This is a genomic window from Microbulbifer okhotskensis (assembly GCF_023895975.1).
In the GTDB taxonomy this organism is placed as follows: domain Bacteria; phylum Pseudomonadota; class Gammaproteobacteria; order Pseudomonadales; family Cellvibrionaceae; genus Microbulbifer; species Microbulbifer okhotskensis.
Genome location: NZ_JALBWM010000056.1, coordinates 1 through 26,244, shown reverse-complemented (window position 1 = coordinate 26,244; position 26,244 = coordinate 1). Strand labels below are relative to the sequence as shown.

Sequence of the window (26,244 nt, the reverse complement as noted above, 5' to 3'; positions counted from 1 at the left end):
AGTACATGTCCATGGTTCCTACCCATTTCACCTCTTAAAACTGTCCGAAGTATTGGGAGATGTAATAAACATGAAACCCTCAAGCGAACTGCAAACGACCCCTCACCGAGTATCCAGCAATAAAACAAAAATATCTTGAATACGCCTGCGTACCAAGTAAATCCCAGCTAAACGCCCTCACCAAAACATACAAATAGAACCTCTATGCACGACAGAACAACCGCCGAAAACTTTCCCAAAGTGAGAACAAAAGACACAGCCTGATCGATTTCGTCCTCTACGGCGAAAGAAAATACCTCGCTTTTGACGTCATAAGCTCATGAAATACACAGGTGGTACATATGTATTTATTAAGCATAAAAATTAAGATCCATACAGGAACATTGACTTATGAAAGGACCTTTCACAGGAGTGTTGTACCCAATTTTATTCGGACTAGCACTTCAATCCGCAAGCGTCAGCTCGCAACATTTTGATGAGGGCGCCTATACCGACAGGCAATTGAAATATATTGAAGAAGGGATTTCTTCTAGTAGTGATACCGCCGTGGTATTGCAAGCTTACACCGGCGATGAACTCAACTGGGATGCTCTAAATAAAAACCTCGACGTACTACGCAACGGCGGAAAGAAGAATTCTGACTTTACGCTCACCCGCTTAATTCGGATTCTATTCTTCCGCCCGGAGATCAAAGATGAGCTGTTCGCCGCACTCAATGGCTACCATTTTTGGTTTGTAGAAGGCGGCACCGGCGATCATGTGTTTGCATCAGAAAATCATATGATCATGTACACCTCCGCCCAGTATCTCCTGCAAGAAAAATACGGCGCTTTTGTCGATGACAGAACCTATATACGACTGAAGCGGTATCTGGAAGTGAAGAATCAATATGGTTTCTACGAATTTTACTCTCCCGTCTATTACCCCTACACCTTATCTGCACTGCTGAATCTGGTCGATTTTGCCGAAGATGAAGAGATTCGCGAACTCGCCAGTGTCGCTGCTCAGCGACTGTTGCAGGATATTTTATTAGTCACGAACGATGAAGGCATCAATTTTGCCGCTGCCGGGCGCAGTAACGATGGCTACCGCAGAAACGGGTCTGGTGGAAATATCAACCGGATTATCTATCTCCTCACCGGCCTCGGGAAAGAGTCTGTACGTACCCCCAGCCCTGCTGGCGTTATGCTCGCCACGTCCGGACTGGAAATTACCGATGAAGTATTCGAGTATTTCGGTAGAGATCTCAATATGAACTACTCCGTTGGCCACTCCCTCGGCGATGCCAAAAATAGCCTCTATGCAGACCTTCCCCAGGAAGAGCGGGTCCCCTTCTACTGGAGCCAGGGTGCCTACTTCCATCCCGATGTCGCCGCCGATACCGCCTGGTTTGCCAGCAAATATCAGCTGGATGGATACGAAGGTCTGAAAGCATTCGACCAATTCCTGGGGCTATCTGAAGCCGCCGCCCCGGCAGCTGCCAAAGCCGGAGCCGTATTCAGCCGCAGCTCGGTACTCTCCTCGGCCAACTTCGCCATGTACAAAGATGGCGGTGTGATGATGCATTCCGTTCAGGACTACTGGCCCGGCCGCCAGGGTTACCAGCAAACCGCCTGGATAGCCACCACTGGAACTCAATCTGTCTGGGCAAAGGTCGGCGATGGTGATAGCACCATGCAAAACGATCATCTTCCCAAGATCAAACAGGTTAATAATGTTGCGGTAATCCAGTACAACCCCTACCCGGCAATCGAACTGTTCCACTCCGGCGGTTCCAATGTCGCATTGCAGTGGCCCGATGGATTTGAGCAGGGTTCTCGCAGTGGGAACTGGAAGTTCGGTAAGGAAGACGACGGTTACGTCGCGGTGCGCTACCCCTGTGGCAATGGCGACTCCAACACCGTTACCTGCGATTGGAATGAGCAGACCTGGGTGGTCATTATGGGAAGCGAAGATCGCTATGGCAGTTTTGACGCCTTTAAACAGAAAGTGCTCAATGAGGTCAGTTACGATGCCGACTGGGAATGGCACGGCTCATTCTGGAAAGGTACGTTGAAGTATGTGTACGACTCAGATGTAAAGTTTGACGGGACTAATATCAGCTTAACTTGGTAACCGGTAGTGCCTGACACGATGGGAAGGCGACCCCTCCCCATGGCTCTCAAAAGGCTTAATACTTAACCTCTCGCAGCAACAGCCTGTGACAGGCAGCATTACCTGCCACCCAACCATCGGAGCTGAAGGCTACATATCCCAGAAAATTATTCCCACTTCTGTGGGAATAACTCCTATATTGGCCTAAAAATATTACCTTCCTAAGAGGATACTTTATCTGCTAAATCTTCCACGCCGGGAGCTTTAAATTTATCGAGGAAGGATTTCTTCAATAAATCGATAAGGAACATACCCAGAAGAAAGCCACCTATAGCAAAAACAATATCACCTGGAACACGCATCCATACCAGGCCCTCTACTAATGGGCTGTGTATCACCTCAGGGGAGCGACCATACCAATAACCGTTCTCTAGCACTGCAAAGAACTGAATTAAACCAATAGGCAGCAGCGACATAAATAACATCGCAGCGAGACCCAAGTTAAGCATCCAGAATGCGCCTTTGATATAACCATCATTCCAAATCAAATTGGTGCTCAGGCCTCGCAAACAGAATAGCATCAACCCGATACCCAACATTCCATAAACCCCCATTAAAGCTCCATGACTATGAGTCGCGGTAGTATTCAAACCCTGAACAAAGTAGAGCGATATGGGTGGATTGATTAAGAATCCTAGAATACCCGCTCCAACCAAATTCCAAAAGGCTGTAGCAACAAAGAAGAGAATGGCCCATTTGTAACGCGCCATCCAGGGAGCAGCATTATGCATGCGATAACTTTGAATAGCCTCAAATCCGATCAAAGCAAGAGGAACCACTTCCAGTGCTGAGAAAATTGCACCCCAAGCAATAACTGAGGTTGGTACACCGGTAAAGTAAATATGATGCAAGGTTCCAATTAAGCCACCGCTGAGAAAAATAACAGTGGCAGACAATACAGCACCATTGGCACTACTCGCACGAATAAGCCCAAGTCTCACAAGCATAAGTGCGATTACCGAGGTTGCAAAGGTTTCGAAGAAACTTTCAACCCACAAGTGAATAACCCACCAGCGCCAGTATTCTGCAACCGCAAGATTGGTATGTTTTCCGGCAAATAGCCCCGCACCATAAAAGAGCCCTATCGCTACACAAGAGCCATAAAGTACCCACATTACAGGCCTTATTTCAGTTTGCGTGGCGAATGCAGGTTTAATTGCCGCTGTTACCAATAGTAACCAGATTATCAGCCCCGACAATAGTAATAATTGCCATACCCGGCCAAGATCAATGTACTCATAACCCTGATGACCAACAAGGAAATTCATATCCAGATCAAAGTACTGCTGTATGCCCAACCACTCTCCGGCCATAGATCCAACAACAACCACTACCAGAGCTAACCAAAGAAGATTAACGCCCAAGTACTGATATTTAGACTCATGCCCCGAAAGGGCCGGTGCAATATACAAGCCAGTAGCCAACCAAGTGGTAGCAATCCAAAATACGCCCAACTGAGTATGCCAGGTGCGGACAACTGAGTAAGGCAAAATTTCAGATAGGGGAATACCATAAAAATTCTGCCCTTCCACGGCATAGTGTGCGGTAATCCCACCCAGGAAGATCTGCAGTAAAAACAATGCAATTGCAGTAACAAAGTACTTAGCAACCGATTTCTGCGACCTAGTGGGTTTCGTAAAAAATAATGGGTCTTTTTCATTAGGTTTCGGCAAAGTTTCATGCCTGCTACTGGCGTGATGCCATACCAATGCACCTATTCCGGCCAACAAGGTGATAATACTGAGAATTGACCAAACGATATTACTCGATGTCGGTGTATTACCCAGCTGCGGATCAAAGGGCCAGTTATTCGTGTAGGTATATTCCTCGCCAGGCCTCTTGGTAATGGCCGCCCATGCACCCCAGAAGAAAAAAGCAGTTAACTTTTCACGGTGCACAAGTGAAGGTATCGTATCTTCCTTCATAGCATACTGCTCGCGCAAAACTGCCAGTTCGGAATCACTACCAAAAAGCGAGATATAGTGCTGGCTCACTTTTTCGATTGCCTGAATGCGTGTTGGTGATAGCGCCACAGAGGTCCCTCCGTCAGCGGACACACGCGTCGTATTTCGACGCATATCCTGACGAAGACTCAATTCCAGTCCGGCCTGAATTTCAGGATCAAGGTTAGCGAAATTGTCTCCATAACGCCGCTGCGCAGTAATTTCCAGCCAGGCTTGGGCCTCTTTATGCAGCCAGTCTGCAGTCCAGTCAGGGGCAACATAGGAGCCGTGCCCCCATACAGACCCCAATTGATGCCCGCCCATTGAGCGCCAGACTAATTGCCCCTGCTCTATATCATCGCGATTAAATACTACTTGCCCCCCTGAATCGACGTAAGCCGCAGGAACCGGTGGTTTCTCCCTATAGATATCACTCCCCAAACTCAATAACACAGTAAACGAGGCGGCTAGCACGATAAACAGTGCAATAACAGTTAGCTTGTGTTTATTCATAACTTTTCCCCACTTAGGGATTATCAATCGTTGTGAGTATGTGCTATCAAAATATGACTTGCACCAGCATTCACAAGATTTAATTTAAAGAGGTTAATTGAGATCCAATCTCTGATTCACAACCAACCTCCGCTGACGACACCCCAACCTGGCAATATTCCTCCCTGAACCACCAATATTTATGAGCAGCCGAAAACACAGCTAATCACCCCAAAACCATTCTGTAGCATTAATTCACTGTCTCCGGTGGGCAGTTGGCCGTAGGCCGTTTAGCGTCCTCTCCAGAGTCTGCTAAAACCACTTTGGAAATTGCCGAGACAACATCTTCAACGCCTTCATTTACTCCTTTCATCTGGTAACTAATTTTCCCTTGCTTGCTTAACACCGTGATCATATTAGAATGTGCAATATCTTTTTTATCATTACTCATTGGCTTATAACGCACACCCAGAAGCGCGGAAAGTTCGAGTACATCATCAGGATTTCCATTCAACATCGTCCAGCGACACTCATTTAAGCCCTTATCCTGAATATAGCGTTTTAACAACTCCGGGTTGTCACGCTCTGGATCGAGGGAAATCAATAAGAATTGAATATCAGATTGCTCAATAGCAGATACTTGTTGCTCAATACGCCTCAAATTGGCAAGGATGATCGGGCAGCTATGCTCACAATAAGTGTAAACAAAAGACACTACCTGCACCCTCCCCTGCAAATCGGAAATATTGATTTTTCTTCCATTTTGATCCAACCAACTTGATGCAACGTGATACACCGAATCATCAGGAAGGTTCGAATTAGACCATGCTGAAGGTATTGGAAAAAGCAGCACTAAAAAGAGAATTACAATTATCTTATTCCATAGTGCATTTTTACCTATCCCTCTATGTTGGCGGGCCTGCGCTCTTAAAGGCCAACTATTCCAACAAGAAATACGAGATATTGACCCACCCTTAGTAAGAGTTAGCTGATTCATTACAACCTCCAGAATTAATGCGAATTGTTCTTTACACTATTAATTAGATCCAATAGCGTAAATATCGTAATCTGTAGAGACTGAATTTGACTCCTCTCATTTTCATTCCAGTAGCAACTATGAGATTTCAGATTCAATCAATATCTCTCGCACAACGAAAACCCAGGGAGCGCATTGTATATGTGGCCTGATAACTGCTGCGAAGCGCATAACGCATAAACGCCGCATAATCACTGGGATCAGAAGAAGAAACGGCACCGGCACCACAAAACAATGACTGCTCCAGCTGCGTATCCCCACGGGACTCCCCCGTAACTAACGCAGTATTGAAATCATTGACCAGCTCCCAGACAATGCCATGCATTCCATGTACTCCCCAGTAATTGGCAGGAGTCTCCTTAACCTTGGGTAGCAATTCATTTGCAGGCCGAGAGTACCATTCAAGAATTTGCTGACGGTACTTGGGATCATTCTGACCATTAACTTTATTGGCACTTGCGCGCGCAACATATTCCCACTCATCCAGTGACGGCAGACGCTTATTCTGGGATTTACAGTAGGCCCGTGCAGAAAACCAGGAAATATTCGTCACAGGCATCTCAGCCAGCTCATTCATATCCAAAGAATTCAGATGACGCAAATAATTTACATCACTAAACACGGGCTTGATATTGCTCTTGCTCCACTGGGGTTTTTGTTGGGTAAATAAATAGTATTGGGCGTTTGTCACCGCGTAGCGGTCAAGCATAAATGACCCAACTATCCGTGAGTCACTCACATTGCCAAAAAGAGGCCTGTAACGTCCACCAGAAATATAGACTACTTCACCGCCCTCTTTACTGCTGGGAGACAGCAGTGCCTGACCAGTTTGTGCTACCAGCGGCAGGCACATCAATAAGGAACAGCCTAACAGACTAATATTCACCATGTGCCTAACCACCATTTTACCCCCCCTTGCAATGCCCTAGTGTGTACGTCTCTCAATAACCTGTTCCGGCAATATTACCCCCCCGTTATTGCCCCAACTGTTCAATACATAAGTCAGAACATTAGCGATACTCTCATCAGATAGCTGCACTGCTGGCATGACACCATTGTAACTTTGGCCGCCAACTACTATTTCTCCAGAGAGCCCATGAAGCAGCACATCAATTGAGCGATTGGGACTTGAAAGCAAATAGTCAGATCCTGCCAGTGGCGGAAAAGCGCCGGGAATACCCTGACCACTTGACTGGTGACAAGCCATACAATTTTGTGCGTAAGTACGCTCACCAAATAATATGCGCTCTTCTTTACTTTTAGCCTTTACAGAGACACTACCTCTCTCGGCAATACTCTGGATGCCTCCCCCCTCTGGAAGGTAGACGCTATCCTCTTGCTTACCTGAATAAACAGCGAGATCCTCATCACCATCAATTTTCAGCATTCCCAGAGCACCTTTATTGAATGCACGGAAAATGGAATGGTCGACCAGTATAAAGGTACCCGGAACATCCACCAGGAACTCTACAACCGCAGAACCTCCTGCCGGAATAAGTGTTGATTGAACATGGTGATTCACCATATCGCCACCCTCAACATAAACCTTATCAAAGATTTCACCGATCACATGAAATGAAGAAACCAGATTAGGCCCACCATTCCCAACAAAAATACGAACCGATTCACCAACATCAGCTCGCATGGCATTGTCGCCAGCTATCGCTCCCACAGCGCCATTAAACACGACGTAATCCGGTATTTCGGAAAGTGCTTTTGCCATATCAAAAGGTTGCAACCCCTCCTCTCCATAACTGCCTTTTGTATAGAATTCGCTCTGCATTATGTAATACTCTTTATCTACCGGAGGCAGACCCTCTTCGGGCTCAACAAGAATTAACCCATACATACCGTTGGCAATATGCATTCCGACCGGTGCTGTCGCGCAATGATAGACATATAAACCTGGATTAAGCGCCTTAAAAGAGAAACGCGAAGAATGGCCTGGAGCTGTAAAGGATGAAGTCGCGCCCCCCCCCGGACCCGTGACTGCATGTAAATCTATGTTATGGGGCATTTTACTCGAAGGATGGTTATTCAGATTAAACTCGACATGATCACCCTCCCTGATTCGGATAAAGTTGCCAGGTACTTGTCCACCAAATGTCCAAAAAGTATATTCAACGCCGTCACTCAAACGGCCAACCTTCTCTATCGTTTCAAGAGTGACAATGACTTTAGCTGGATGATCGCGAACAATGGGAGGGGGTACAATAGGTGCCACAGTGAGCGTCGCATGCTCTACCGGAAGCTCGAGATCTGTTGCCGCAAAGGTCGGTACTCCCATCACCCAGGTCATGCCCGCCACAACAAGAGCAGCAACCTTTGCATTTACCTTCTTGAATCTATTGGTGGTAATCATTCTATGTTCTCCCAACCTATTGCTAGTAGCATGTTTGATTTCTTGTTAGGGCAATTAGCCCTTGACGATAGAAAATGGCCTCCTTACTTATCCCAACTTAATAATCAGAAATAGAATCAGAAACTATCCCCTGAGTGCATTGACGGTACTGGTCTTTCTAAAGACATAAAACGGGTTAATTTTCTTCCAGGCACCATGCACTCTAGCGACAGATATATTCATCCTGACCATGGAATCCAACACCTACAGCCCTGTAAACTGTCATCCGCATTCATACGCCATGTGATATCGTAAATATCACATAACTTAAAAAGGAGTTCAGATTAGGCGATTTAGAAAGCTTGAAAAATATTACAGATTACAACAATTTAAAATAGTAGTAAGCTTCCACCACGAACAAAATCACGAATACAATGCGGAAACCATAGACATTGAATACACCTCTATATTTAAATCCCAAGAACAAGACCGCTAAGAAAACCTATAGATAATATGAAGCCAACGGTGTCGATGGGAGCAAGCCTTCAAGATCTACATTCATTTTTTGCCACCTCCGCCTGACATCACTCTGGCACACGCCCACATACAACCCTTGATTTAAATCAAGTGAAATGCCAGCAATTTACAATTTACATTGTATTTAACAACCCATATTTCCGATGCGAATCAAAAACCTGAAAACCGAACACATTCATCTTAGATAAATACAATACACGCACCAATTACAATCCGCTTAGGCAGGCGCAAGAAACATCAATAAATCTTATTTTTTACAACCACACACTAAGAGGCAACCCAAAACCGGGATAATATAAATAAGGTGGAATAGACACAAATAATCAACACCCTCGCCTCCCGAGCAAATTGAAAACTTAGGATTAACTGACTATCGCTCACAAAGAAGCCCACCCCCACTTAACAGCCAATTAATAAAAATTCCCCTTTGCGGTAAAAAGCCCGCCCAGAGAATCTCCCTTTCGGATTAACTGCCACACTCGATTACCCGCAGCGCCACCCCACCCTGCCGAGGGGTTAACCGAACAATATAGTGCTATCCCCTTATTTTTGATTAGAGCCAGCATCAAACAGACCAACTCAACGTTCAAATCATGTGGAATTGATTGACAAGGTCAATCAACTTAAATAAGGTTGACACTGTCAACCAGTTAACGTGGCACCATGAAAGATTCCGCGATCAACGAATCCCTTCAGCAGCTTATCCGCGCCTACAAACGGCGCTTGCGGGCGGGTATACAGGATCACCAAATTGGCCTGCCGGTCAGCCATATTCGGGTACTCAAAGGCGTTTACAATTTGCCACTCAGTACCGCTCGCTTAATTGCCCAACAGATGATCCTGGATAAAGCCCAGGTTACTCGGATTCTAAATGAACTGGTGCATACCGGGCTGATTGAAAAGACCGACAATCCCGATGACCGACGCAGCCAGTTTCTAACACTGACTGCAAATGGAATAAGCACACTGGAAAAAGTAAGCGGGCAGGAAGCCGAAGTGGCCAGGCAAATGGCCCGTAACTTGAGCAATGAAGAACTCGAAAACTTCGCCCGCATTGCCAGCATTATGGTCGCCAATATGACTGAGCACGCCACCCCAGATGAGAGGAATTAACCCCCATGGCCGAGAAAGTGACCAGAGAATTGGTCGTAATTCGCAAGACGCCAATTACAGAAAATATGCTGCGTATTACCCTGGGCGGCGATGACTTAAAAACTCTCGCCCCGGATCAGGAAAGTGCCTATATTAAATTCCTGTTTCCACCAGATAAGAGCGAGCGCCCGACGTTACGAAGCTACACCATCAGACATCAGCGTGAGACTGAGATTGATATTGACTTCGCTCTGCACGAACATGAAGGCCCTGCTTTAAACTGGGCGCTCAATACACACGCTGGCGATACAATCCAAACGCGCGGCCCCGGCCCCAAAAAAATGACCAATCCCGAGGCAGACTGGTTTTTACTGCTCGGGGACATGACTGCACTGCCCGCAATCAGTGTAAACCTTGCCCAGCTACCAAAAAATGCCAAGGGATATGCGCTAATTGAAGTCGCCAGTAAAGCCGATGCCCAAGAGTTGGAACACCCAGAGAGCCTGCAAATTCACTGGATCGTCAACCCAGTTCCCTCCGGTGAACAGCTCCTGGAGAAACTACAGATACTGCCATGGCTGGAAGGCCAACCCTCTGTATGGGCTGCCTGTGAATTCGAGAGTATGCGCACCCTGCGCAAGTTCTTTAAGCAGGACAAGTCCATACCGAAAACCCATATTTATATCTCCAGCTACTGGAAACTGGGGCAGTCAGACGAAGGCCACAAGCTTGCCAAGCGCCTGGATAATGAGCAAATGGAAGGGCAGGGATAATCCATGGGCAAATGGCAATAGAAAGCCACTCTATTGCCAGCCTCCGCTATTCAATGGGCTCAGACTTTTCTAATCGATACCAATAATTGGAAAGAAAACCCCGGGCATCGGGCTCAGAAATCTGCCTGATAATTTCCGGGGCACCCTGCCTGCAACGCCACTCATACAGAGAGGCACGGCCAACCACCACAGCAGGAATTGCTTTTGAATTCTTGCTGCCGTTACAGTATGAAATTATGGTACTCGTCGGCTCCCGACCAGTGTCAGTTTTCTCACCACAGGGGAGATTAGCCCCGACAAAACAGGCGTAAACACTCCCATCCATACAGCGCCAATAGGTCCCTCCACAACCCAGCCTTCGGGTGCTTCTGCATCGAGGCTAGCAGCCTTTCGAATACCCTCAATAATATATGGCGGCATAGCCGGACCAGCAAAAGTCTTGACCGGGTTGTCATCATTCACTGCCGCCGCACAGTATACAAAAGGGTTGTTGGATAAGTTACCGTCTGGCGCACGACTCGTCGCCGAGGCAACCAATATCCATAACAACACACAACTACCTGTGATCATAGCCGCCAGTCTCAACATGGCCCCGACCTCATCACAAAGTATTCTCCAATGTCCTAGTTTCTGTACACACCACCGAGTTCCGACGGCCGATAACTATTTACGACTTTAGTATGGCGCAGCTTTTCACCTCACAAACTATCTTTTAGTTTCCGCAGGCACGACACTTCTCAGGCGGCAGACATAACAAGTAGGAACTATACTCACCCAAGGTTATTAAGCAGTATGCAAGAGCAAAACTTACTGAGCTAGAAAGCTGGTTGAGAAAATTTCAATAAAAACCCTGTTTTCAAAAGGAGTAATCTGTTGATCACTCACACCCCCTCATCTGGAGAAAAATCACCCACTTCGGAACTCCCACAATGGATCAATTGCCACGAGCGCTTACCCCACAAAGAGGATGCAACCCACCGGGGTTATGTGCGAGTAATCTGGAAATCCACAAGATCGATTAATGGCGACACCAATACCACCTGGGAAGTCGGCATGGATCATTATGAAAATGCCAGCACCTACTTGGGCTGGATGCCCATAGCGAAGAAATGAGAGTAAGTCGTACAAATTTACAACCAATCCGGATAACAATACATCCATACCTGTATTAAAAAAGTGATACGCTGGCTGCTCTATACCCATTCCACCAATCAATGGAAATACTGATTCAGGGTGAACCATTTTTATTGCGCACTTTTAATATCAGCGCCCCTGCTAACCAGCTGCGCCGGAGAGCAGATCAAGCGTTATGGACTACCCCAACTGGCCATTGAAACAAAGACAATTTGTGACTTAGTTTATGAGCCCAGCCCAAGCCCAAGCCCCCTCTCCCTGATGGAAAAATGTACTGACCAGGTCGACAGCAAACTTGTAGGGCACTTTAGGGGCAACCTAATCATTGCGCCAGAAATGCATACCTTTGAGCCTTGTGACACCCAGTTTCTAAAATTACACACCCGCAGAGCGATCGAGCCCAAATCTATTTGGTTTAGCTCGCAACCCGATATCAAGGTCAAAGATTGGAGCAGCCATTTTCTTATCGTAAAAGGCGAACTCCACGGGCCCGGGCGATACGGCCACTTCGGTATGTTTGCTTACCTATTTGTCGCCACCGAGATTGTTCAATTCACGAATGACACCAATGGCCAATGTGAAACCCTGTTCTACCATGGAGACAGCCAAGCCCCCCTTAGAGACCTAAATCCCCTGCGCACCAGACACCCCCATAGCAACCCCTTCCAGGGCTGAACAATAAACAACCCGTAATCCCCCTCACAGCAACAAGCAGCCCCACAACCCTTGACGCCACCCGGCAGCTGAATCACCATTCCCTCTATTTAGCGCAATCCAGACTGGGCCGACCCTCTTAGGGCCAGCACCCACGCCAGCGGAACTGGCTGCCACCTCGATCGAACCACAGAATATCGAGCGCAATAGTCCCCGGTGCAGTGCCACTAACCCGCAGCCGCGCCAGGCCGCCACCCAGGCAAGTAGCACCGCCGAGAAACATTACCAGCGACAACACCCAAGCGACCATGCCAACGCAAACCAAATTCAATTGGGCCCCAGCGCCCCAGCCGTACACAAAGGACAAGAAGCACCCCATGAGCAGCAATAGCGCCGATCGGGAAATCGAAACCCTGCAACAAAAACTCGACTGCCTAAAGCAGGAGAAAAAAGCCCTGATGCAGCAGCTGCTCACCGGCAAGCGCCGAGTCCAGGTAGAGGAAACTCAATGACATTTAGCCAAACCCTCGATCTCGATACACCCATCAGTGAAGCCGATCTGGAGTTTGTAGACGAAGTACTGCACCAATACGGCAACGACGACTCAATACTGGATATCAGCGAGCTGGACGGCTTTCTGACCGCCCTGGTGTCCGGCCCAGAGATGGTTCCCCCCAGCCGCTGGTTCTCCGAAATCTGGGGCGGCCCCGGCAATGAACCTGAGTGGCAGAGCGAAGAGGAGATGCAGCGCTTTACCGCGCTGCTGTTCCAGCTGATGAACAGCAATGCCATGATGCTGATGGAAACCCCTGCAGAATTTCGCGCCCTGTTTCGTATTGCCGAGCGAGAGGGCGAAGCGCCCTTTACCGTTGCCGAGGAGTGGAGCTTCGGCTATATGCGCGGCGTCGACCTGAGCCAGTGGCCCAGCCTGCCCGCGGAGCTCGACACCCAACTACAAGCCATCGCCCTACACGGCCGCGAGGAACACTTCGATCACATCCACTCCCTCAGCGATGCGGTGCACCAGCAAATCGTCACCCAAATAGAACCCGCCACCCGCGCCCTGCACCACCACTGGCTGCAACAACGGGCCCCGGAACTATCGACCAACCCCAGCCCCCACCGAGCCGACCCCAAAACCGGCCGCAACGACCCCTGCCCCTGTGGCAGCGGTAAAAAGTTTAAACGTTGTTGTTTGCATTAAGCGCCCCAGCTAGAAATCTGGGGCAGTCCAAACCAAGAAAATAACCAGCTACAGGGATGATATAGATGGATACGGAAACCACCAGCGCCCCCAAACTCTCTAGCGCCGCGGCAACGCTTTTCGGCCCTGCCGGAAAAACCTTTCTCGAATCGAGAGCTCAATGGGCAGCAGATTATAAAGACCTGCTCTCCCGTATTCAGGCCGCTCGAGAAACCGGTACTATTTCCGATAAGCTACTGGAGGACTTATGGTGGACCCGCAGCAACGGCGTCGCCACCATAAAGACAGGCGCCCTCTCCCGGAAAGCGCTCGAACAATTACAACAAGAGTTTCACCGTCTAACCTGGCAAATTTTTTCTGACGGCTCAGAAGCAACACACCGCCAGGTTGTCGATAGCTTTATTGCTTTTAAAGCCCGAGGTCTGGTTGTTGGCGTGCTGCACTCCGTAATTAACCGGGTCTTTGCGGCCGCTCACCCCAGCTAGTGCACCACTGTCGTATCACCCAATATTTTTAAATGGCTTGTAAAAGAAATCAATCGTCAATGGGAAATTAATCTGCCTGATGGCAAAGAAGATTGGCTGGCAAGCAATAGAGCCCTCAAAGCAATCATCAACCGCTACAAACCGGTTACTTTTGATGATGTGCAAACCAATATTCTGATCTGGCGGCTCTACGCAGAGAACGAATCGCATGAGAGTGAACTGATGGACGAGCCCCCCACGAACTTACCTTCCCAGCCTCTCAATCAAATCCTGTTTGGCCCTCCCGGCACCGGTAAAACCTACAACACTACTCGTCTGGCCGTACAGATCGCCGACCCTCAGTGGTACGCCGATCAAGGTGAGCCCGATAATCGCGCTGTGAGGGAACGCTACGACGCTCTACAGGCAGAAAAGCGCATAGTTTTTACCACCTTTCACCAGAGCTTTGCCTACGAAGATTTTATTGAGGGTATCCGCGCGGAGAGCAGTGACAATGGACAATTAAATTACCCGGTTCAGGACGGTGTATTTAAGGAATTGTGCGAGTCCGCCGATGCCAAAGTTACCCGCCAGAGTGGCGAGCAGATTGACCTTAATGGCCGCCGTTTTTGGAAAATGTCCCTGGGCAACACCCTGGCAGACAACGATGATATCTATCAGGAATGCCTGGAAAATAATTATGTCTTATTGGGCTATGGCGAGAGTATCGATTTTTCTCGCTGTACTAGCCGCGATTCCGTGCGCAAACAGTTTGAGGCGGCCAATAGCCTAGAGATTCAGCAGTCTGACTACCCAATCACGGCGGTGCATAACTTCCGCAATACCCTTCAAGTTGGGGACTTGGTGGTTATTTCCGATGGCAACCGCAAGTTCCGCGCAATTGGGGAAATCACCGGTGACTACCAACGCCTGGAAACCGATGAGCGCACCGGTTACCAACAGGCCCGACCGGTAAAATGGCACCGGCAGTACGAACCCAGCCTGCCACACGAGCAACTGTTTAAAAAAGCGCTCTCACAAATGACACTCTACGAGCTGCGCCCATCCACCATTGATATGGACAAACTCGCAGAGCTGTTGGCACCGCAGGATATTAGCGAGCCTCAGCAAAAGCCGCTGGTCCTGATTATCGACGAAATCAATCGAGGCAATATTTCACGGATTTTCGGTGAACTGATCACCCTGCTGGAACCCGCCAAGCGCAAGGGCGGCGAGGATGCCCGCGAAGTGATACTGCCCTACTCCAAAAAGCCCTTCGCGGTACCGCCCAATGTGTATGTGATCGGCACTATGAACACCGCCGATAAATCCCTGGCACAGCTGGATCTGGCCCTGCGCCGCCGCTTTAGCTTTGTAGAAATGCCCCCCAATCCCGAATTATTGGCGGGCACCCAGGTTTACGGTATCGATATCGGTGAGCTGCTCACAACCCTAAACCAACGTATTGAGGCACTGTTGGATCGGGATCACCTGATCGGCCATAGCTACTTTTTGCCCCTGTGCAGTCTCCCTTTAGAAGAACGTGAGAGCAAGCTGGCCTCTATTTTCCAGCAGCAGATACTGCCGCTATTACAGGAATACTTTTTCGATGACTGGCAGCGCATCGGCTGGGTACTGAATGACCCGGCGAAACATCCGCACCACCGCTTTATCACTGAGGGTGGCCAACAGCCCTTAAACGAATTATTCCCTGCGGATATCGCCAGCCAAATTAATGAGCGGCGCTTTTCCCTCAACACCGCAGCCTTTGTCCAGCCGGATGCCTATCGCGGCATACTGCCCCCTGCGGCCACCACCACTACATCACCGCAGTCGCCAGCATTAGAAGAAACAGAGAGCGCAGTACCGGCATGATCCAGGTTCGCGAGTACGCCACTCTGCACAGCGATCCGGCCCTCTCCGCCAGCCTGGATAGTGCGCAGGTTTCGGCACAAACCCTGGCGTGGCTGCGGGAGCTGGGGCAGAGCCAGGGCAATCGTTTTATTCGGGATAGCGGCGCCCACAGTGTCAAACTGGGCAGCTATGTGGGGTTTCTGCAAAGCCCCACCGGGGAAGCCATCGAGATACTGCCGAAAACCCACCGGCAACTACCCTCTGCCAACGAAGCGCAGCAGAGCCGGCAGTTATTACAGAAAATGCTCGCCATCAGCCTGGGGATTAGCCCCCGCTGTGCCGGTCCGGCCGATTTACAGCGACAACCGCTGTCCCTGCACGAGTGGATTTTTTCACAGTTTTTACAGGCCCTAAGCCGGCTGCTAAAGCGCGGGCTGCGCAGTGACTACCAGCGGCGAGCAGAGGAGAGCCGCTTTATTCGCGGCCGCCTCAACCTGGCCCGGCAGGCACAACAAACACCGGACAGGGCCACCTGGTTCCATATTGAGCACGACATATTTAACCCCGCAATCCGCGAGAACCGCCTGCTCAAAAGCGCTCTGGAAATTACCCTGAAGCTCTGCACCACTGCCGATAACTGGCGTTTGGCCAATAGCTTCAATCACCAGATGGCGGCGGTGCCGACGAGCCGGGCGCCATTGGACGAACTGCCTAAATGGCGCTCAGGCCGGCTGATGCAAAGCTATGAGCCGGTCAAACCCTGGTGCCGTTTAATTTTGCAAAACCTCAACGCCAGCTTTACCCAGGGTGAGCATCGTGGTATCGCCCTGCTCTTCCCCATGGAGCGGTTATTTGAAAATTATGTGGCACATAGCCTGCGACAGACATTGCCTCCCAGCAGTCGCCTGCGCACCCATGCAAGCAATCAATACCTGTTAAAACACAGGCCTGAGGGCACAGAAACCGATAGCCGCTGGTTTCAACTTCGCCCAGATTTATTGCTGGAAAGTGACACTACGGGAAAAGGTCGGCCACAAGTGGCCGTCATGGACACCAAGTGGAAATTATTAAGTAGCCGCGCCAGCAGCAGCGAGAAATACAAACTGAGCCAAGCCGATCTCTACCAGCTCTTTGCCTATGGCAACTATTACATGGATGGTCGGGGCCATATGGCGCTGATCTTTCCCGCCCACGGGGATTTTTGCCAACCCCTGCCGCGCTTTAGTTTTTCCGACAACCTGCACCTTTGGGCGCTACCATTTAATCTGCACAGCCAACAATTGGTAGCCGGAGACTGGCAAGCCTATTTTCCCGGTTTGCTCCGCAGCCCGAAAATGGAAACACTTTTACCCCAATAAAAACGATTTCCTGATTGTACCGCCCACCCCTGTCGAAAAAACAGCTTCCCCCTAAGTGCAATCAATCAACACCCGCAGTTGAAGCGGGTCTATTCTGCCCTGACTGTTCCGAGACTACCGCCTCAACAAGTAAATTTATTGGCAGTCTATCCCGCAAGACAGAATTCAATAATAAACGCGCCACGGCGATAACCTATAAATACCAATCCAACTAGCGCGAAATTATTTAATTTCTCAAATTTACTTTGAGCTGACTGACCACTTCCAAGATGGCGCCAACCAGCTGTAGGAATTCCCGCCCTTTTAACGGAGGAGCATATTAAATGACAGACCTTTGCTTTAAGATCGCTTGAAACAACTGATTAGGAGGTTTTTATCAAGCCGAGTGGCCAGCTCTGTTATTTAGCCCTGCTATTTAGTGGGCAGAAATAGTACCAGTCACATAGCCTCAATCTCACTTTTTGCAGCAATAGCCGCCACTGGATAGACCGTACCCGGCGATTGGAAAATAAATAAGCCAGCACAGTATAAGTCTTTGCTGGAAAGTGCTATACGCATATAAAATACTTTTCCTTTCAAAAGGCTGCGCATACTTTTTGTCTGGAATTCTTTAGCAAAAATGAAGCCAAGACTCCAGCTGGCTTATTTATTAATGATCCAATAAATTCACTTTACGTCTTCAAATTTTGGTACCCCGAAGCATCAGAAAACCCTGATCCAAAAACCCAAAGGAGATTAACCATGGAAATGCAATTTAAAGACAGAGGATTCCTCTCAACGTGGTACTTAAATATGGTCACTTTTGATAGAGAAGATAACCTGTGGTGTGTGGGAACTTCGAATAATATCGGAAAGTGGAATTCAAGAACTTTTGGCCTCGTTGACAAAAAAGAGTACAACCAATCCTGGGATTCCAAGATGATTGCCTTTGACAAGTCAAATGCAATGTGGGGTGTTGGGACTAAAGGTAATCTTGCCAAGTGGAATACCACCACTGGAGCTTGGGAGGAACCGCACATTGAAAAGCCCTGGCCCCTAAAAATGATTGCCTTCGACAACTCTGGAGAGATGTGGTGTGTTGGCGCTGACAGTAATGTAGGCAAATGGAACCCCATTGACAACAAGTGGGATGATCAGGGTGATCTCGGCGGCTGGAAACTGGATTGGATTGCCTTTAGGCCGGGTGATCCAAGAGGTGATATCTATTGCGTGGATACTAGTGGGAAACTGGGACTCTACGACCCCAAATTTCCGAATGATACTTTTCATATCGCATCCAACTTTGAATGTAAAAGCCTCTATTTCCATGAAATATTTGGATTTTGTGTCGGTAATAAAGGCAATATGGGTGTCTCAATTTAATAGGTAACAACTGTAGCTTGTGGATAATATTCACTATTCACGCGCTAGTTGGCAGCCCCGCCCAAGGAGTGTCTCACTTCTTGGGCGGGGTGCAGTACTCATAAGGCCAATAATCCCGCAGTGAGATAAGCACTCTGCTACTCAGTACAGATACCCGTATCAGGGTCTATCCAACCCCAAAGCCACCAGATAGTAGAAGCAACGGCGAGCCCCCAGCTTCCAACCAGTTTCCAACCTCACAAATCTCGAACCAACGCCACTTGCGGCATAGTCTCGCAAGCAGCGAGCTGGCCATAGCGCTTTCCCACTTGCTCCACAGCCAGGAAACGGCGACACTTTTATCCCAATAAAAACGGATTTCCCTTTGGAGATAGGCATTACTGTGGAAATGGATTACACAGCAGTACCGAAATTCCAAGAAAAATATGCCGCAAAAATCCCCGCCCTGGCCCTGTTATGCAATCTGGGCTGGTCGTTTTTGCCTCCCGCCGAGGCCTGCGAGGCCCGTAGCGGGCGCCAGGATCAGGTGGTACTCACGGAGATAGTGCGCCGGGAGCTGGGCAAACGGACCTTCCATTTTGCTGGTAAAGAGCGGCCACTCTCGCAGAAGTCCATCGACCACCTGATCGGCATAGTGTGCAGCCCAGCGCTGAATAAAGGGTTAGCAGCGGCCAATGAAGCGCTGTACAACCACCTGCTCTACGGCATTTCAGTGACCGAGTTTGTCGATGGTGAAAAAGCCACCCCCACGATTGCCCTGATCGATTGGCACACCACCGAAAACAATTACTTTGCCTTTACCGAGGAATTCAGCGTAACCCGCGCCAGCGGCGTGGAGAGCCGCCGCCCGGATATAGTGTGTTTCGTCAACGGTATCCCCCTGATAGTGATCGAGGCCAAGCGCCCAGATGGCAAGAAAGGCCCCTCTATCGACGAGGGCATCTCCCAGAGTCTGCGCAACCAGCGCCACGATGAAATCCCGCAACTGTTCGCCTACAGCCAACTGCTGCTGTCAGACAACGGCGCCGATGGCCGCTACGGCACCTGTAACACGCCGGCAAAATTCTGGGCGGCCTGGCGCGAGGAAGATATCGCCGATGGGGCAATGCTGGCGATCAAAAACCGACCGCTTTCCAGCGAACAAGCCCAAACACTCTTCAAACAGCGCGCCCCGGCAGATTTGGACTGGTACCAGACCCTGATCGCCGGCGGCGAGCTGGCCCTGGGGGGCCAGGATCGGCTGTTGATCAGCTTGCTGTCGCCCCAGCGGCTGCTGGAGATGATCCGTTACTTTACCCTGTTCGATAAAAAGGCCGGCAAGATTGTCGCCCGCTACCAGCAGGTGCGCCGATAATCGCCATGCCCAGGCCTATTTTGGTGTATTCAAGAAAAACCTGCCGGAGGTTTTCGCGGTTGGCGATAGCCAGGAACAGGATAAATGGATCAAACTGGCTTTCGTGGTGGACACCGACGTAGACAGGGCGGTAATTGAAAATTCAATCAGCCCGCAAAATATCGAGGCGGAGATTCGCAAAACCCTGATGCCCAAATTATTTATGGAGTGTAAATCCATCGGCAGTGGTATGGTGCAGGCCAAGAAAATGGTGGAGATGATCATTCAGATCACCCGCGTTGGCATGAGCGGAGACTAACCTCGGCATGAATGTGCCCATTATCGATAACCACAAGAGTCCAAACGTCCGGCAATTGAGCTTGCCTATGAGGATGAACGCATCACTTTTGAATGCCAGCCCCGCTCCCAGGCCAATGGGCGAGTGCTGATTAAGGTACACCCCGACTGCCGTGTGGTGGTCAGCGCGCCCGAACCTATCGATAACGATGCCGTATTAAAAGCGGTTAAAAGGCGCGGCCGCTTGATTTACCAGCAGCTGCGGGATTTCTGTAAAGCGCTGGAATATATAACCCCACGGCAATATATCAGCGGCGAAAGCCACTACTATCTGGGCAGGCAATACCTGCTAAAAGTCATTGAACCTGAAGACACCCAACAGCAGGTCAAATTATTGCGCGGTAAGCTGGAAATTTCCGTGCGTAAAAAAGATCCCGAGACTGTGCGCCTGCTTTTGGCCGAATGGTATAAGACTCGCGCCAAAGCAGTTTTTCACCGCCGCCTGGATGCGCTGCTGGAGCAAACACTGTGGGCCTCCGGGCGCCCCCCCCTACGCACTCTCAGCATGAAAACCCAGTGGGGCAGCTGCTCACCGCAAGGGCGTATTACCCTCAACCCCCATCTGGTAAAAGCACCGCGCCAGTGCATCGACTATGTGATTTTGCACGAACTCTGCCACATCGCTGAACACAACCACAGCGAGCGGTTTTACCGTTTAATGAATCAGGTGATGCCCAAGTGGGAAGGCACGAAAAACAAGCTGGATGCTATGGCGAATTTAATTCTGGGTGATACTCTGCCTTTTTTACCGATTAATCGATAAGTTGTCTGGGGAGCCTATGATTAATTCCGTAATATCTCTGCGGGCCTTGCAGGCTGCAGAGGTTAAGCGCGGCTCGTCGCGAATAGCCTTAAGTCCTTTACAAGAGCTGCAACGCACGGCTGTGGCCTACAAGGCCCGCCCTACGGGGCTTTCGTAACGATTCACACTTTGCGTTGCGCCTTATTGAAGGGTCTAGACATTCCTGCGAAGCCTCACCTTGATTGTGAACCGCCCTGAAGGCCAGAGGCCATCACAGAATTAATCAGAGGCTCCCTGAGGTCTCTTGTAGTTCGCTGTCACAGTACGGAAAGCCGACATGCAAAAATCGCCATGGGTTAAAAACGCCATCGCAAAAGCAGATGCACACTGGCAGGCATCCAAGTCCACAATTGAAGGCAAGGTCTTCAGTGATGTACAGGACAGCCAGGGGCTTCAGTACGTCGATGTTGTGATGGAAGGTGGCGGCATGCTGGGTATCGCCCTGGTGGGCTATACCTACATTCTGGAGAAGGCGGGGATTCGTTTTCGCAAAATTGCCGGCACTTCAGCCGGCGCCATCAATGCACTCTTTCTGGCCGCCGCCGGCACCCCCAGTACCAGCAAGAGTGAAAAACTATTGGGCATCCTCGCAAATGCAGATTTTGCCAGCTTTGAGGATGGCGAGGTCTATGCACGGAAAACCGTTCAACGTCTGCTCAAGGGCAAGGGGTTGCTAGGCAGCCTGGCATTACACCCCTTTGACTCGATTCGCACGCTGAGACACCTGCTTAAACACAAGGGCCTTAATCCGGGAGATGCTTTCACCGAGTGGTTGCAAACTGAACTCAAGCAGCTCGGCATTACCAACACTGCACAGCTCAATCAGCGGATTAACCAGTTCCCCCCCCTACTCTATCGGGGCACACCGGACAGCCAGATCGGCAATGGCGAGGTTGCCCTGGTGGCGGCAGATATCACTACCGAGACCCGCGCAGTTTTTCCGGCCAAGGCGCCGCTCTATTACGACAACCCCAGCGCGGTAAACCCCGCCGAGTTTGTCCGTGCGTCCATGTCGGTGCCCGGTTTTTTCAAACCCTACCGGGTAGAGAGCATCCCACAACTCAGCGAGTGTAATACTGTCGCCGAGAATTGGCGCAGCATTAAAGGTATCGGCGATCCCAAGCGCTTCTTCCGCGATGGTTTTCCGAAAGACATAGAGTTTGTAGACGGCGGGCTGGTTTCTAATTTCCCCTTCGATATTTTCCACAGGCCTATCGGCACGCCCAAATTACCCACTCTGGGTATCAAATTAGAGGTAGACCTGTACCAACCAAAATCAGATAAGCTGGGACGCTTTGCCATGGGTTTGATCAGTACTTGCCGTAATATGCTCGACAACCATGTGCGTGCCAGCCTGAATGCGGAATACCACGCGCTGGTAAAGGAAATCCCCATCGACCCGACAGCGACGGGAGAGAACCCTCACTGGCTCGATTTCTCCATGCCGAATCATCACTGCGAGCACTTATTTTTGGCTGGGGTCAACGCAGCCATTGAGTTTCTCAACCAGGGTTTTCACTGGGAGGATTATTTGGTGCTGCGCCAACCAGATTCCTTTTACACCGGTGAAAAGTTGGCTTAAGCCTCCTTGTGGTAAATCGACCCGGGGCAAAAGCTGCACCGGGTCAAGCAACAAACTGCAGCACTTTAGAAGGAACGGCGGCGATAGGATCGGTAGTTCGCCTGCCAGAAATTGCGTTCTAGCAGACGCTCCAGTTGTTCACGACTGACTTTCGGTGCGACGCCATCCAGCTGAGCCTGGGCGGCAACGGCCCGCGCAATATGAAGGCTCACTTCGCGAATATCATTCAGATGCGGCAACAAGGCCCCCGCCCCCTCTTTCACCACAGGTGCCTGCTCCGCCAGGGCGTTCGATGCGGTCATCAACATGCCGTCAGTCACTTTGGAGGCACCGGAGGCAATGACCCCAAGACCAATACCCGGGAAAATGTAAACGTTGTTGCATTGAGCTACCGGATGGTGACGCCCATCAATCTCCACTGCAGCAAACGGGCTGCCCGTTGCCACCAATGCTTCGCCAGCACTCCAGGCGAAAATTTCCGCAGGCGTCGCTTCAGCGCGGGAGGTGGGGTTAGAGAGAGGCATTACCAGAGGGCGCTTGTGCCCGCTGACTAGAGATTCAATCACCGACTGACTGAACAGCCCACCTTGCCCCGAAACGCCTATCAGGATGCTCGGTTCCACTTCACCCACAAGCGTTTCAAGATCCCACTCGGCAACTCCCGGGTACTTTTCCGGGTCCTGTGCCAAGGCCGCCTGGAAGTCATGCAGGCCTTTCATATCAGAGGTCACAAGGCCATAGCGGTCAAACATGAAAATACGTTCCCGCGCCTCGGCATCGGTCAGCCCGGCTTGAACTTTTGCACTTACGACCTGCTCAGCAATACCACAGCCCGCAGAACCCGCACCAACAATTAAAACCTTCTGCGCAGTCACAGATTCCTGCCAGGTTTTGCAGGCGGCGAGAATAGTCCCCAATGCTACAGCGGCCGTTCCCTGGATATCGTCGTTAAAACAGCACAGCTGATCGCGGTAGCGCTGCAGTAACGGCATCGCATTTGTTTGTGCAAAGTCTTCAAACTGCACCAGAACTTTTGGCCAGCGGCGCTTTACTGCTTCGATAAATTGCTCTAGGAATTCGTCGTATTCTTCCTGGGAAATCCGCTCATGGCGCCAGCCCATATACATGGGATCGCCGAGTAGCGTGCGATTATTGGTCCCTACGTCCAAAGTAACCGGCAGGGTATAGGCCGGGCTGATTCCGCCACAGGCGGTATACAGAGACAACTTTCCAATAGGAATCCCCATCCCGCCAATCCCCTGGTCACCCAGGCCGAGAATACGCTCTCCATCAGTCACCACAATTACTTTGACGTTTTCTTTAGTGGCACTGCGCAGTATGTCGTCGATATATTCACGGTCCGGGTAGGACACAAACAAACCGCGATGGTTTCGATAAATACTGGAGAACTCTTCACAGGCAGCCCCCACAGTAGGGGTGTAGATGATTGGCAACATCTCATCAATATGGTGCTCAATCAGATAGAAGAACAAGGTTTCATTATCGTCCTGGATGGCCCGCAAATAAATATGCTTTTCCAGACCCGTCTTGCACTGCTGATATTGTAGGTAAGCCCGCCTGGCTTGCTCTTCAATGGTCTCAACATTATTCGGTAGTAAGCCTACCAGATTAAATTCGAGCCGCTCTTTCAAGCTAAACGCACTGCCCTTGTTGAGTAGCGGCATTTCCAGTAGAGATGGGCCTGCATGGGGAATGTAAAGTGAACGCTTTTCGTTATTACTCATAAGCCTGCTTTTGCCTATCGCTTGGGACGATGATTATTGCGTAGCGATATTTCTTTATGACTAATTTAGCCAACTTAGTTTTCAATGTTGGAAAAATATGCCAATTCAATTGGGCCAGGAAGACTATCTATTGTGAGAATAGATGACAAGACCCCTGAGATGGCCCACTTCACGATTAAACAGAATCGCTCAACTATGCTAGCTGTAATTTCACACTCATTTGTAACGAACTTGCCCTAACTGAAAAGAGTCGACCTCTTTCAGGAAACGGAGTCGCCTTCATGCACAGAGACATAGCAAGATTAATTTTTCTTTCCATTATTGTTCTGCTGAGCCTTTACGGCTGCAGTAAAAACCAAGAGGGTGGCGATTATGCAAAACCGGAGACAGAGTCTCCAACCACCAAGGACACAGACAAACGTGAAGTACTCACCGCAATGGCCCCAGAAATAGAGGCAGAGCTGACTGCACAAAATGCCAGCAACAAACGCATCGCTCGCAATGTCTATTTTGGCGATACACATGTCCATACTGGCTGGTCGGTAGATGCAGGATTAGATGGCGCAATCCTTACGCCCGACGATGCTTACCAATTTGCACTGGGGAAAACCGTCACCTCCAATAGCGGACTCAAAGCCAAACTAAGTCGCCCCTATGACTGGTTTATGATCACCGATCACTCAGACGGCATGGGGGTTATCAGCGAGATAATCGATGGCAACCCCGAAATGATGTCCAACGCCACTCTGAAGCGCTGGCGCCAGGCTTTGATTTCAGGGAGTGAAGAGGCGACCAATGAAGCAAAAAGCGAAGTCATTGTGCTGCAGTCAGAAGGCAAATTGCCAAAACAGGTGATGGACCCCAAGTGGATGAAATCCGCCTGGGAAAAAACCGTAGAAGCCGCCGAACAGTATTACAGGCCCGGTGAGTTTTCCACTTTTATCGCCTTTGAGTGGACTGTCAATGCCGACGGTGGCGACAACCTTCATCGCAACATTATCTTTCGAGATGGTGCAGACCGTACTAAATCCCTCCTTCCGCTCACTACCTTCGATACAAAGAACCCAGTGAAGCTTTGGGAGTGGATGAAAACCTACGAGGATAAAACCGGCGGACGAGTACTCGCCATTCCACACAACGGCAATATGTCCAACGGCCGCATGTTTATCGAAAAACAGTTCGATGGTTCGCCTCTCACCCCAGAATGGGCACAAATGCGCGCACGCTTTGAACCCCTCTATGAGCTGGTACAGATAAAGGGGCAAAGTGAATCGCACCCTTCCTTATCACCAGAGGACGAATTTGCCAACTGGGAACTATGGGATCGCGGCAATTTGATCTTAAAGCCAAAGCCCCCAGGTGCCCTGCAATATGAATACTGGCGAGAGGCACTTAAATCCGGCCTGCGTCTTGAAAAAAAACTAGGCACCAACCCTTTTGCTATGGGCGCCAACGCTGCCACAGACACCCACACCGGTCTCTCTACTCCCGATCAGGACAACTTCTTCGGAAAATTCAAGACATTGGAACCCAGTAATAAAGAGCGCTGGGCCTTTCCCCTGCTAAAAGGTGTCGGCGGAGAATATTTCGGCTGGGAGCAAGCTGCTTCGGGAATTACCGGTGTTTGGGCAAAGGAGAATACCCGGGAAGCCATCTGGGATGCGATGTATCGCAAGGAGACCTTCGCCACTACGGGGCCACGCCTGTCAATACGGTTCTTCGGCGGCTATGAGTATACTGACCAAGATATGCACGGAGATCTGGTTGCCAATGGCTACAGTAAAGGCATACCTATGGGTGGTAGGTTGCCTTCAGCCAACAAGGGCCAAGCACCCACATTTCTGATCACCGCACTAAAAGACCCTGAAGGCGCAAATCTGGATCGCATTCAAATAATCAAGGGCTGGCTGGATAACAACGGGCTGGCACGTGAAAAAATATTCAACGTGAAATGGTCTGGCGATCGAAAGCTGAGTTATTGTCAATTCTGGTGTTCAACAGGCCTGATCAAGCAGCGCTCTGGTCGA

Annotated in this window: 24 protein-coding genes; 17 read left to right on the top strand and 7 right to left on the bottom strand. The window is 49.8% G+C overall.

The window, feature by feature from the left end:
- Window positions 1–390 precede the first annotated feature (390 nt).
- Window positions 391–2,115, top strand: a complete 1,725-nt coding sequence (locus MO867_RS13215; protein ID WP_252468816.1) for a hypothetical protein — start codon at window positions 391–393, stop codon at window positions 2,113–2,115.
- A 200-nt stretch (window positions 2,116–2,315) separates the two neighbouring features.
- Here MO867_RS13215 and MO867_RS13210 read toward each other — a convergent pair whose 3' ends face one another.
- The 4 genes from MO867_RS13210 to nirK all read right to left on the bottom strand — a co-directional run bounded on the left by MO867_RS13210 (window position 2,316) and on the right by nirK (window position 7,987).
- Window positions 2,316–4,610: a nitric-oxide reductase large subunit gene (locus MO867_RS13210; RefSeq protein ID WP_373565891.1), complete on the bottom strand. Its 2,295-nt coding sequence runs from the start codon at window positions 4,608–4,610 to the stop codon at window positions 2,316–2,318.
- 229 nt (window positions 4,611–4,839) lie between these two features.
- Entirely contained in the window at window positions 4,840–5,586 is a 747-nt protein-coding gene (locus MO867_RS13205; protein ID WP_252468812.1) for an SCO family protein, read from the bottom strand.
- Window positions 5,587–5,719: 133 nt separating this feature from the next.
- On the bottom strand, window positions 5,720–6,514 hold the full coding sequence (locus tag MO867_RS13200) for a formylglycine-generating enzyme family protein (RefSeq protein ID WP_252468801.1): 795 nt from the start codon (window positions 6,512–6,514) through the stop codon (window positions 5,720–5,722).
- Window positions 6,515–6,550: 36 nt separating this feature from the next.
- Window positions 6,551–7,987 carry a copper-containing nitrite reductase gene (gene nirK / locus MO867_RS13195; RefSeq protein WP_252468799.1) on the bottom strand — a complete coding sequence of 479 codons (1,437 nt, stop codon included), beginning with the start codon at window positions 7,985–7,987 and terminating at the stop codon, window positions 6,551–6,553.
- A 1,179-nt stretch (window positions 7,988–9,166) separates the two neighbouring features.
- On the opposite strand from nirK, the gene MO867_RS13190 reads away from it, so the two are divergent.
- Both MO867_RS13190 and MO867_RS13185 read left to right on the top strand, forming a co-directional pair.
- On the top strand, window positions 9,167–9,616 hold the full coding sequence (locus MO867_RS13190) for a MarR family winged helix-turn-helix transcriptional regulator (protein ID WP_252468797.1): 450 nt from the start codon (window positions 9,167–9,169) through the stop codon (window positions 9,614–9,616).
- 5 nt (window positions 9,617–9,621) lie between these two features.
- Window positions 9,622–10,368, top strand: coding sequence for a siderophore-interacting protein (locus MO867_RS13185; RefSeq protein ID WP_252468796.1), 747 nt, complete (start codon window positions 9,622–9,624; stop codon window positions 10,366–10,368).
- Window positions 10,369–10,602: 234 nt separating this feature from the next.
- On the opposite strand, the gene MO867_RS13180 is transcribed toward MO867_RS13185, so the two are convergent.
- Entirely contained in the window at window positions 10,603–10,956 is a 354-nt protein-coding gene (locus MO867_RS13180; RefSeq protein ID WP_252468782.1) for a hypothetical protein, read from the bottom strand.
- 285 nt (window positions 10,957–11,241) lie between these two features.
- Here MO867_RS13180 and MO867_RS13175 point away from each other — a divergent pair, with 285 nt between their 5' ends.
- Both MO867_RS13175 and MO867_RS13170 read left to right on the top strand, forming a co-directional pair.
- On the top strand, window positions 11,242–11,481 hold the full coding sequence (locus MO867_RS13175) for a hypothetical protein (RefSeq protein WP_252468771.1): 240 nt from the start codon (window positions 11,242–11,244) through the stop codon (window positions 11,479–11,481).
- Window positions 11,482–11,601: 120 nt separating this feature from the next.
- Window positions 11,602–12,177 (top strand): hypothetical protein, encoded by a 576-nt coding sequence (locus MO867_RS13170; RefSeq protein WP_252468769.1) that lies wholly within the window; start codon window positions 11,602–11,604, stop codon window positions 12,175–12,177.
- Between the two features lie 118 nt (window positions 12,178–12,295).
- Here MO867_RS13170 and MO867_RS13165 read toward each other — a convergent pair whose 3' ends face one another.
- Window positions 12,296–12,523: a hypothetical protein gene (locus tag MO867_RS13165; protein ID WP_252468758.1), complete on the bottom strand. Its 228-nt coding sequence runs from the start codon at window positions 12,521–12,523 to the stop codon at window positions 12,296–12,298.
- A 10-nt stretch (window positions 12,524–12,533) separates the two neighbouring features.
- On the opposite strand from MO867_RS13165, the gene MO867_RS23580 reads away from it, so the two are divergent.
- The 11 genes from MO867_RS23580 to MO867_RS13115 all read left to right on the top strand — a co-directional run bounded on the left by MO867_RS23580 (window position 12,534) and on the right by MO867_RS13115 (window position 22,472).
- On the top strand, window positions 12,534–12,668 hold the full coding sequence (locus MO867_RS23580; protein WP_256474003.1) for a hypothetical protein: 135 nt from the start codon (window positions 12,534–12,536) through the stop codon (window positions 12,666–12,668).
- Window positions 12,665–13,360: a UPF0149 family protein gene (locus tag MO867_RS13160; protein WP_252468756.1), complete on the top strand. Its 696-nt coding sequence runs from the start codon at window positions 12,665–12,667 to the stop codon at window positions 13,358–13,360. The genes MO867_RS23580 and MO867_RS13160 overlap by 4 nt, the downstream gene beginning before the upstream one ends.
- 65 nt (window positions 13,361–13,425) lie before the next feature.
- The gene (locus MO867_RS13155; protein ID WP_252468754.1) at window positions 13,426–13,845 is read left to right on the top strand and encodes a hypothetical protein; all 420 of its coding nucleotides are present in this window, start codon (window positions 13,426–13,428) and stop codon (window positions 13,843–13,845) included.
- Window positions 13,846–14,067: 222 nt separating this feature from the next.
- Window positions 14,068–15,699: a DUF8426 domain-containing protein gene (locus MO867_RS13150; protein WP_252468752.1), complete on the top strand. Its 1,632-nt coding sequence runs from the start codon at window positions 14,068–14,070 to the stop codon at window positions 15,697–15,699.
- Window positions 15,696–17,036: an McrC family protein gene (locus MO867_RS13145; RefSeq protein ID WP_252468731.1), complete on the top strand. Its 1,341-nt coding sequence runs from the start codon at window positions 15,696–15,698 to the stop codon at window positions 17,034–17,036. Before MO867_RS13150 ends, MO867_RS13145 begins: the two co-directional genes overlap by 4 nt.
- A 741-nt stretch (window positions 17,037–17,777) precedes the next feature.
- Window positions 17,778–18,398, top strand: coding sequence for an NHL repeat-containing protein (locus MO867_RS13140; protein WP_252468729.1), 621 nt, complete (start codon window positions 17,778–17,780; stop codon window positions 18,396–18,398).
- Between the two features lie 388 nt (window positions 18,399–18,786).
- Window positions 18,787–19,752 carry a type I restriction endonuclease gene (locus MO867_RS13135; protein ID WP_252468818.1) on the top strand — a complete coding sequence of 322 codons (966 nt, stop codon included), beginning with the start codon at window positions 18,787–18,789 and terminating at the stop codon, window positions 19,750–19,752.
- On the top strand, window positions 19,721–20,050 hold the full coding sequence (locus tag MO867_RS13130; RefSeq protein ID WP_252468727.1) for a hypothetical protein: 330 nt from the start codon (window positions 19,721–19,723) through the stop codon (window positions 20,048–20,050). The genes MO867_RS13135 and MO867_RS13130 overlap by 32 nt, the downstream gene beginning before the upstream one ends.
- 123 nt (window positions 20,051–20,173) lie before the next feature.
- Window positions 20,174–20,851: a M48 family metallopeptidase gene (locus MO867_RS13125; protein WP_252468725.1), complete on the top strand. Its 678-nt coding sequence runs from the start codon at window positions 20,174–20,176 to the stop codon at window positions 20,849–20,851.
- Between the two features lie 16 nt (window positions 20,852–20,867).
- Window positions 20,868–21,008, top strand: coding sequence for a hypothetical protein (locus tag MO867_RS13120; RefSeq protein WP_252468714.1), 141 nt, complete (start codon window positions 20,868–20,870; stop codon window positions 21,006–21,008).
- A 159-nt stretch (window positions 21,009–21,167) separates the two neighbouring features.
- Complete coding sequence (locus tag MO867_RS13115; RefSeq protein WP_252468712.1) at window positions 21,168–22,472, top strand: patatin-like phospholipase family protein; 1,305 nt, start codon at window positions 21,168–21,170, stop codon at window positions 22,470–22,472.
- 65 nt (window positions 22,473–22,537) lie between these two features.
- Here the strand turns inward: MO867_RS13115 and MO867_RS13110 are convergent, their stop codons facing one another.
- Window positions 22,538–24,217: an NAD-dependent malic enzyme gene (locus MO867_RS13110; protein WP_252468710.1), complete on the bottom strand. Its 1,680-nt coding sequence runs from the start codon at window positions 24,215–24,217 to the stop codon at window positions 22,538–22,540.
- 281 nt (window positions 24,218–24,498) lie between these two features.
- Between MO867_RS13110 and MO867_RS13105 the strand changes: the two genes are divergently transcribed.
- On the top strand, window positions 24,499–26,244 hold a 1,746-nt coding region (locus tag MO867_RS13105; protein ID WP_252468708.1), incomplete at its 3' end, for a DUF3604 domain-containing protein.

What these genes read in the sequence shown, in the direction of transcription:
- MO867_RS13215 (WP_252468816.1), top strand. Translation starts at nt 391, where the DNA reads ATGAAAGGACCTTTCACAGGAGTGTTGTACCCAATTTTATTCGGACTA.
- MO867_RS13210 (WP_373565891.1), bottom strand. Translation starts at nt 4,610, where the DNA reads ATGAATAAACACAAGCTAACTGTTATTGCACTGTTTATCGTGCTAGCC.
- MO867_RS13205 (WP_252468812.1), bottom strand. Translation starts at nt 5,586, where the DNA reads ATGAATCAGCTAACTCTTACTAAGGGTGGGTCAATATCTCGTATTTCT.
- MO867_RS13200 (WP_252468801.1), bottom strand. Translation starts at nt 6,514, where the DNA reads ATGGTGAATATTAGTCTGTTAGGCTGTTCCTTATTGATGTGCCTGCCG.
- nirK (WP_252468799.1), bottom strand. Translation starts at nt 7,987, where the DNA reads ATGATTACCACCAATAGATTCAAGAAGGTAAATGCAAAGGTTGCTGCT.
- MO867_RS13190 (WP_252468797.1), top strand. Translation starts at nt 9,167, where the DNA reads ATGAAAGATTCCGCGATCAACGAATCCCTTCAGCAGCTTATCCGCGCC.
- MO867_RS13185 (WP_252468796.1), top strand. Translation starts at nt 9,622, where the DNA reads ATGGCCGAGAAAGTGACCAGAGAATTGGTCGTAATTCGCAAGACGCCA.
- MO867_RS13180 (WP_252468782.1), bottom strand. Translation starts at nt 10,956, where the DNA reads ATGTTGAGACTGGCGGCTATGATCACAGGTAGTTGTGTGTTGTTATGG.
- MO867_RS23580 (WP_256474003.1), top strand. Translation starts at nt 12,534, where the DNA reads ATGAGCAGCAATAGCGCCGATCGGGAAATCGAAACCCTGCAACAAAAA.
- MO867_RS13160 (WP_252468756.1), top strand. Translation starts at nt 12,665, where the DNA reads ATGACATTTAGCCAAACCCTCGATCTCGATACACCCATCAGTGAAGCC.
- MO867_RS13155 (WP_252468754.1), top strand. Translation starts at nt 13,426, where the DNA reads ATGGATACGGAAACCACCAGCGCCCCCAAACTCTCTAGCGCCGCGGCA.
- MO867_RS13150 (WP_252468752.1), top strand. Translation starts at nt 14,068, where the DNA reads ATGGACGAGCCCCCCACGAACTTACCTTCCCAGCCTCTCAATCAAATC.
- MO867_RS13145 (WP_252468731.1), top strand. Translation starts at nt 15,696, where the DNA reads ATGATCCAGGTTCGCGAGTACGCCACTCTGCACAGCGATCCGGCCCTC.
- MO867_RS13140 (WP_252468729.1), top strand. Translation starts at nt 17,778, where the DNA reads ATGGAAATGCAATTTAAAGACAGAGGATTCCTCTCAACGTGGTACTTA.
- MO867_RS13135 (WP_252468818.1), top strand. Translation starts at nt 18,787, where the DNA reads ATGGATTACACAGCAGTACCGAAATTCCAAGAAAAATATGCCGCAAAA.
- MO867_RS13120 (WP_252468714.1), top strand. Translation starts at nt 20,868, where the DNA reads ATGATTAATTCCGTAATATCTCTGCGGGCCTTGCAGGCTGCAGAGGTT.
- MO867_RS13115 (WP_252468712.1), top strand. Translation starts at nt 21,168, where the DNA reads ATGCAAAAATCGCCATGGGTTAAAAACGCCATCGCAAAAGCAGATGCA.
- MO867_RS13110 (WP_252468710.1), bottom strand. Translation starts at nt 24,217, where the DNA reads ATGAGTAATAACGAAAAGCGTTCACTTTACATTCCCCATGCAGGCCCA.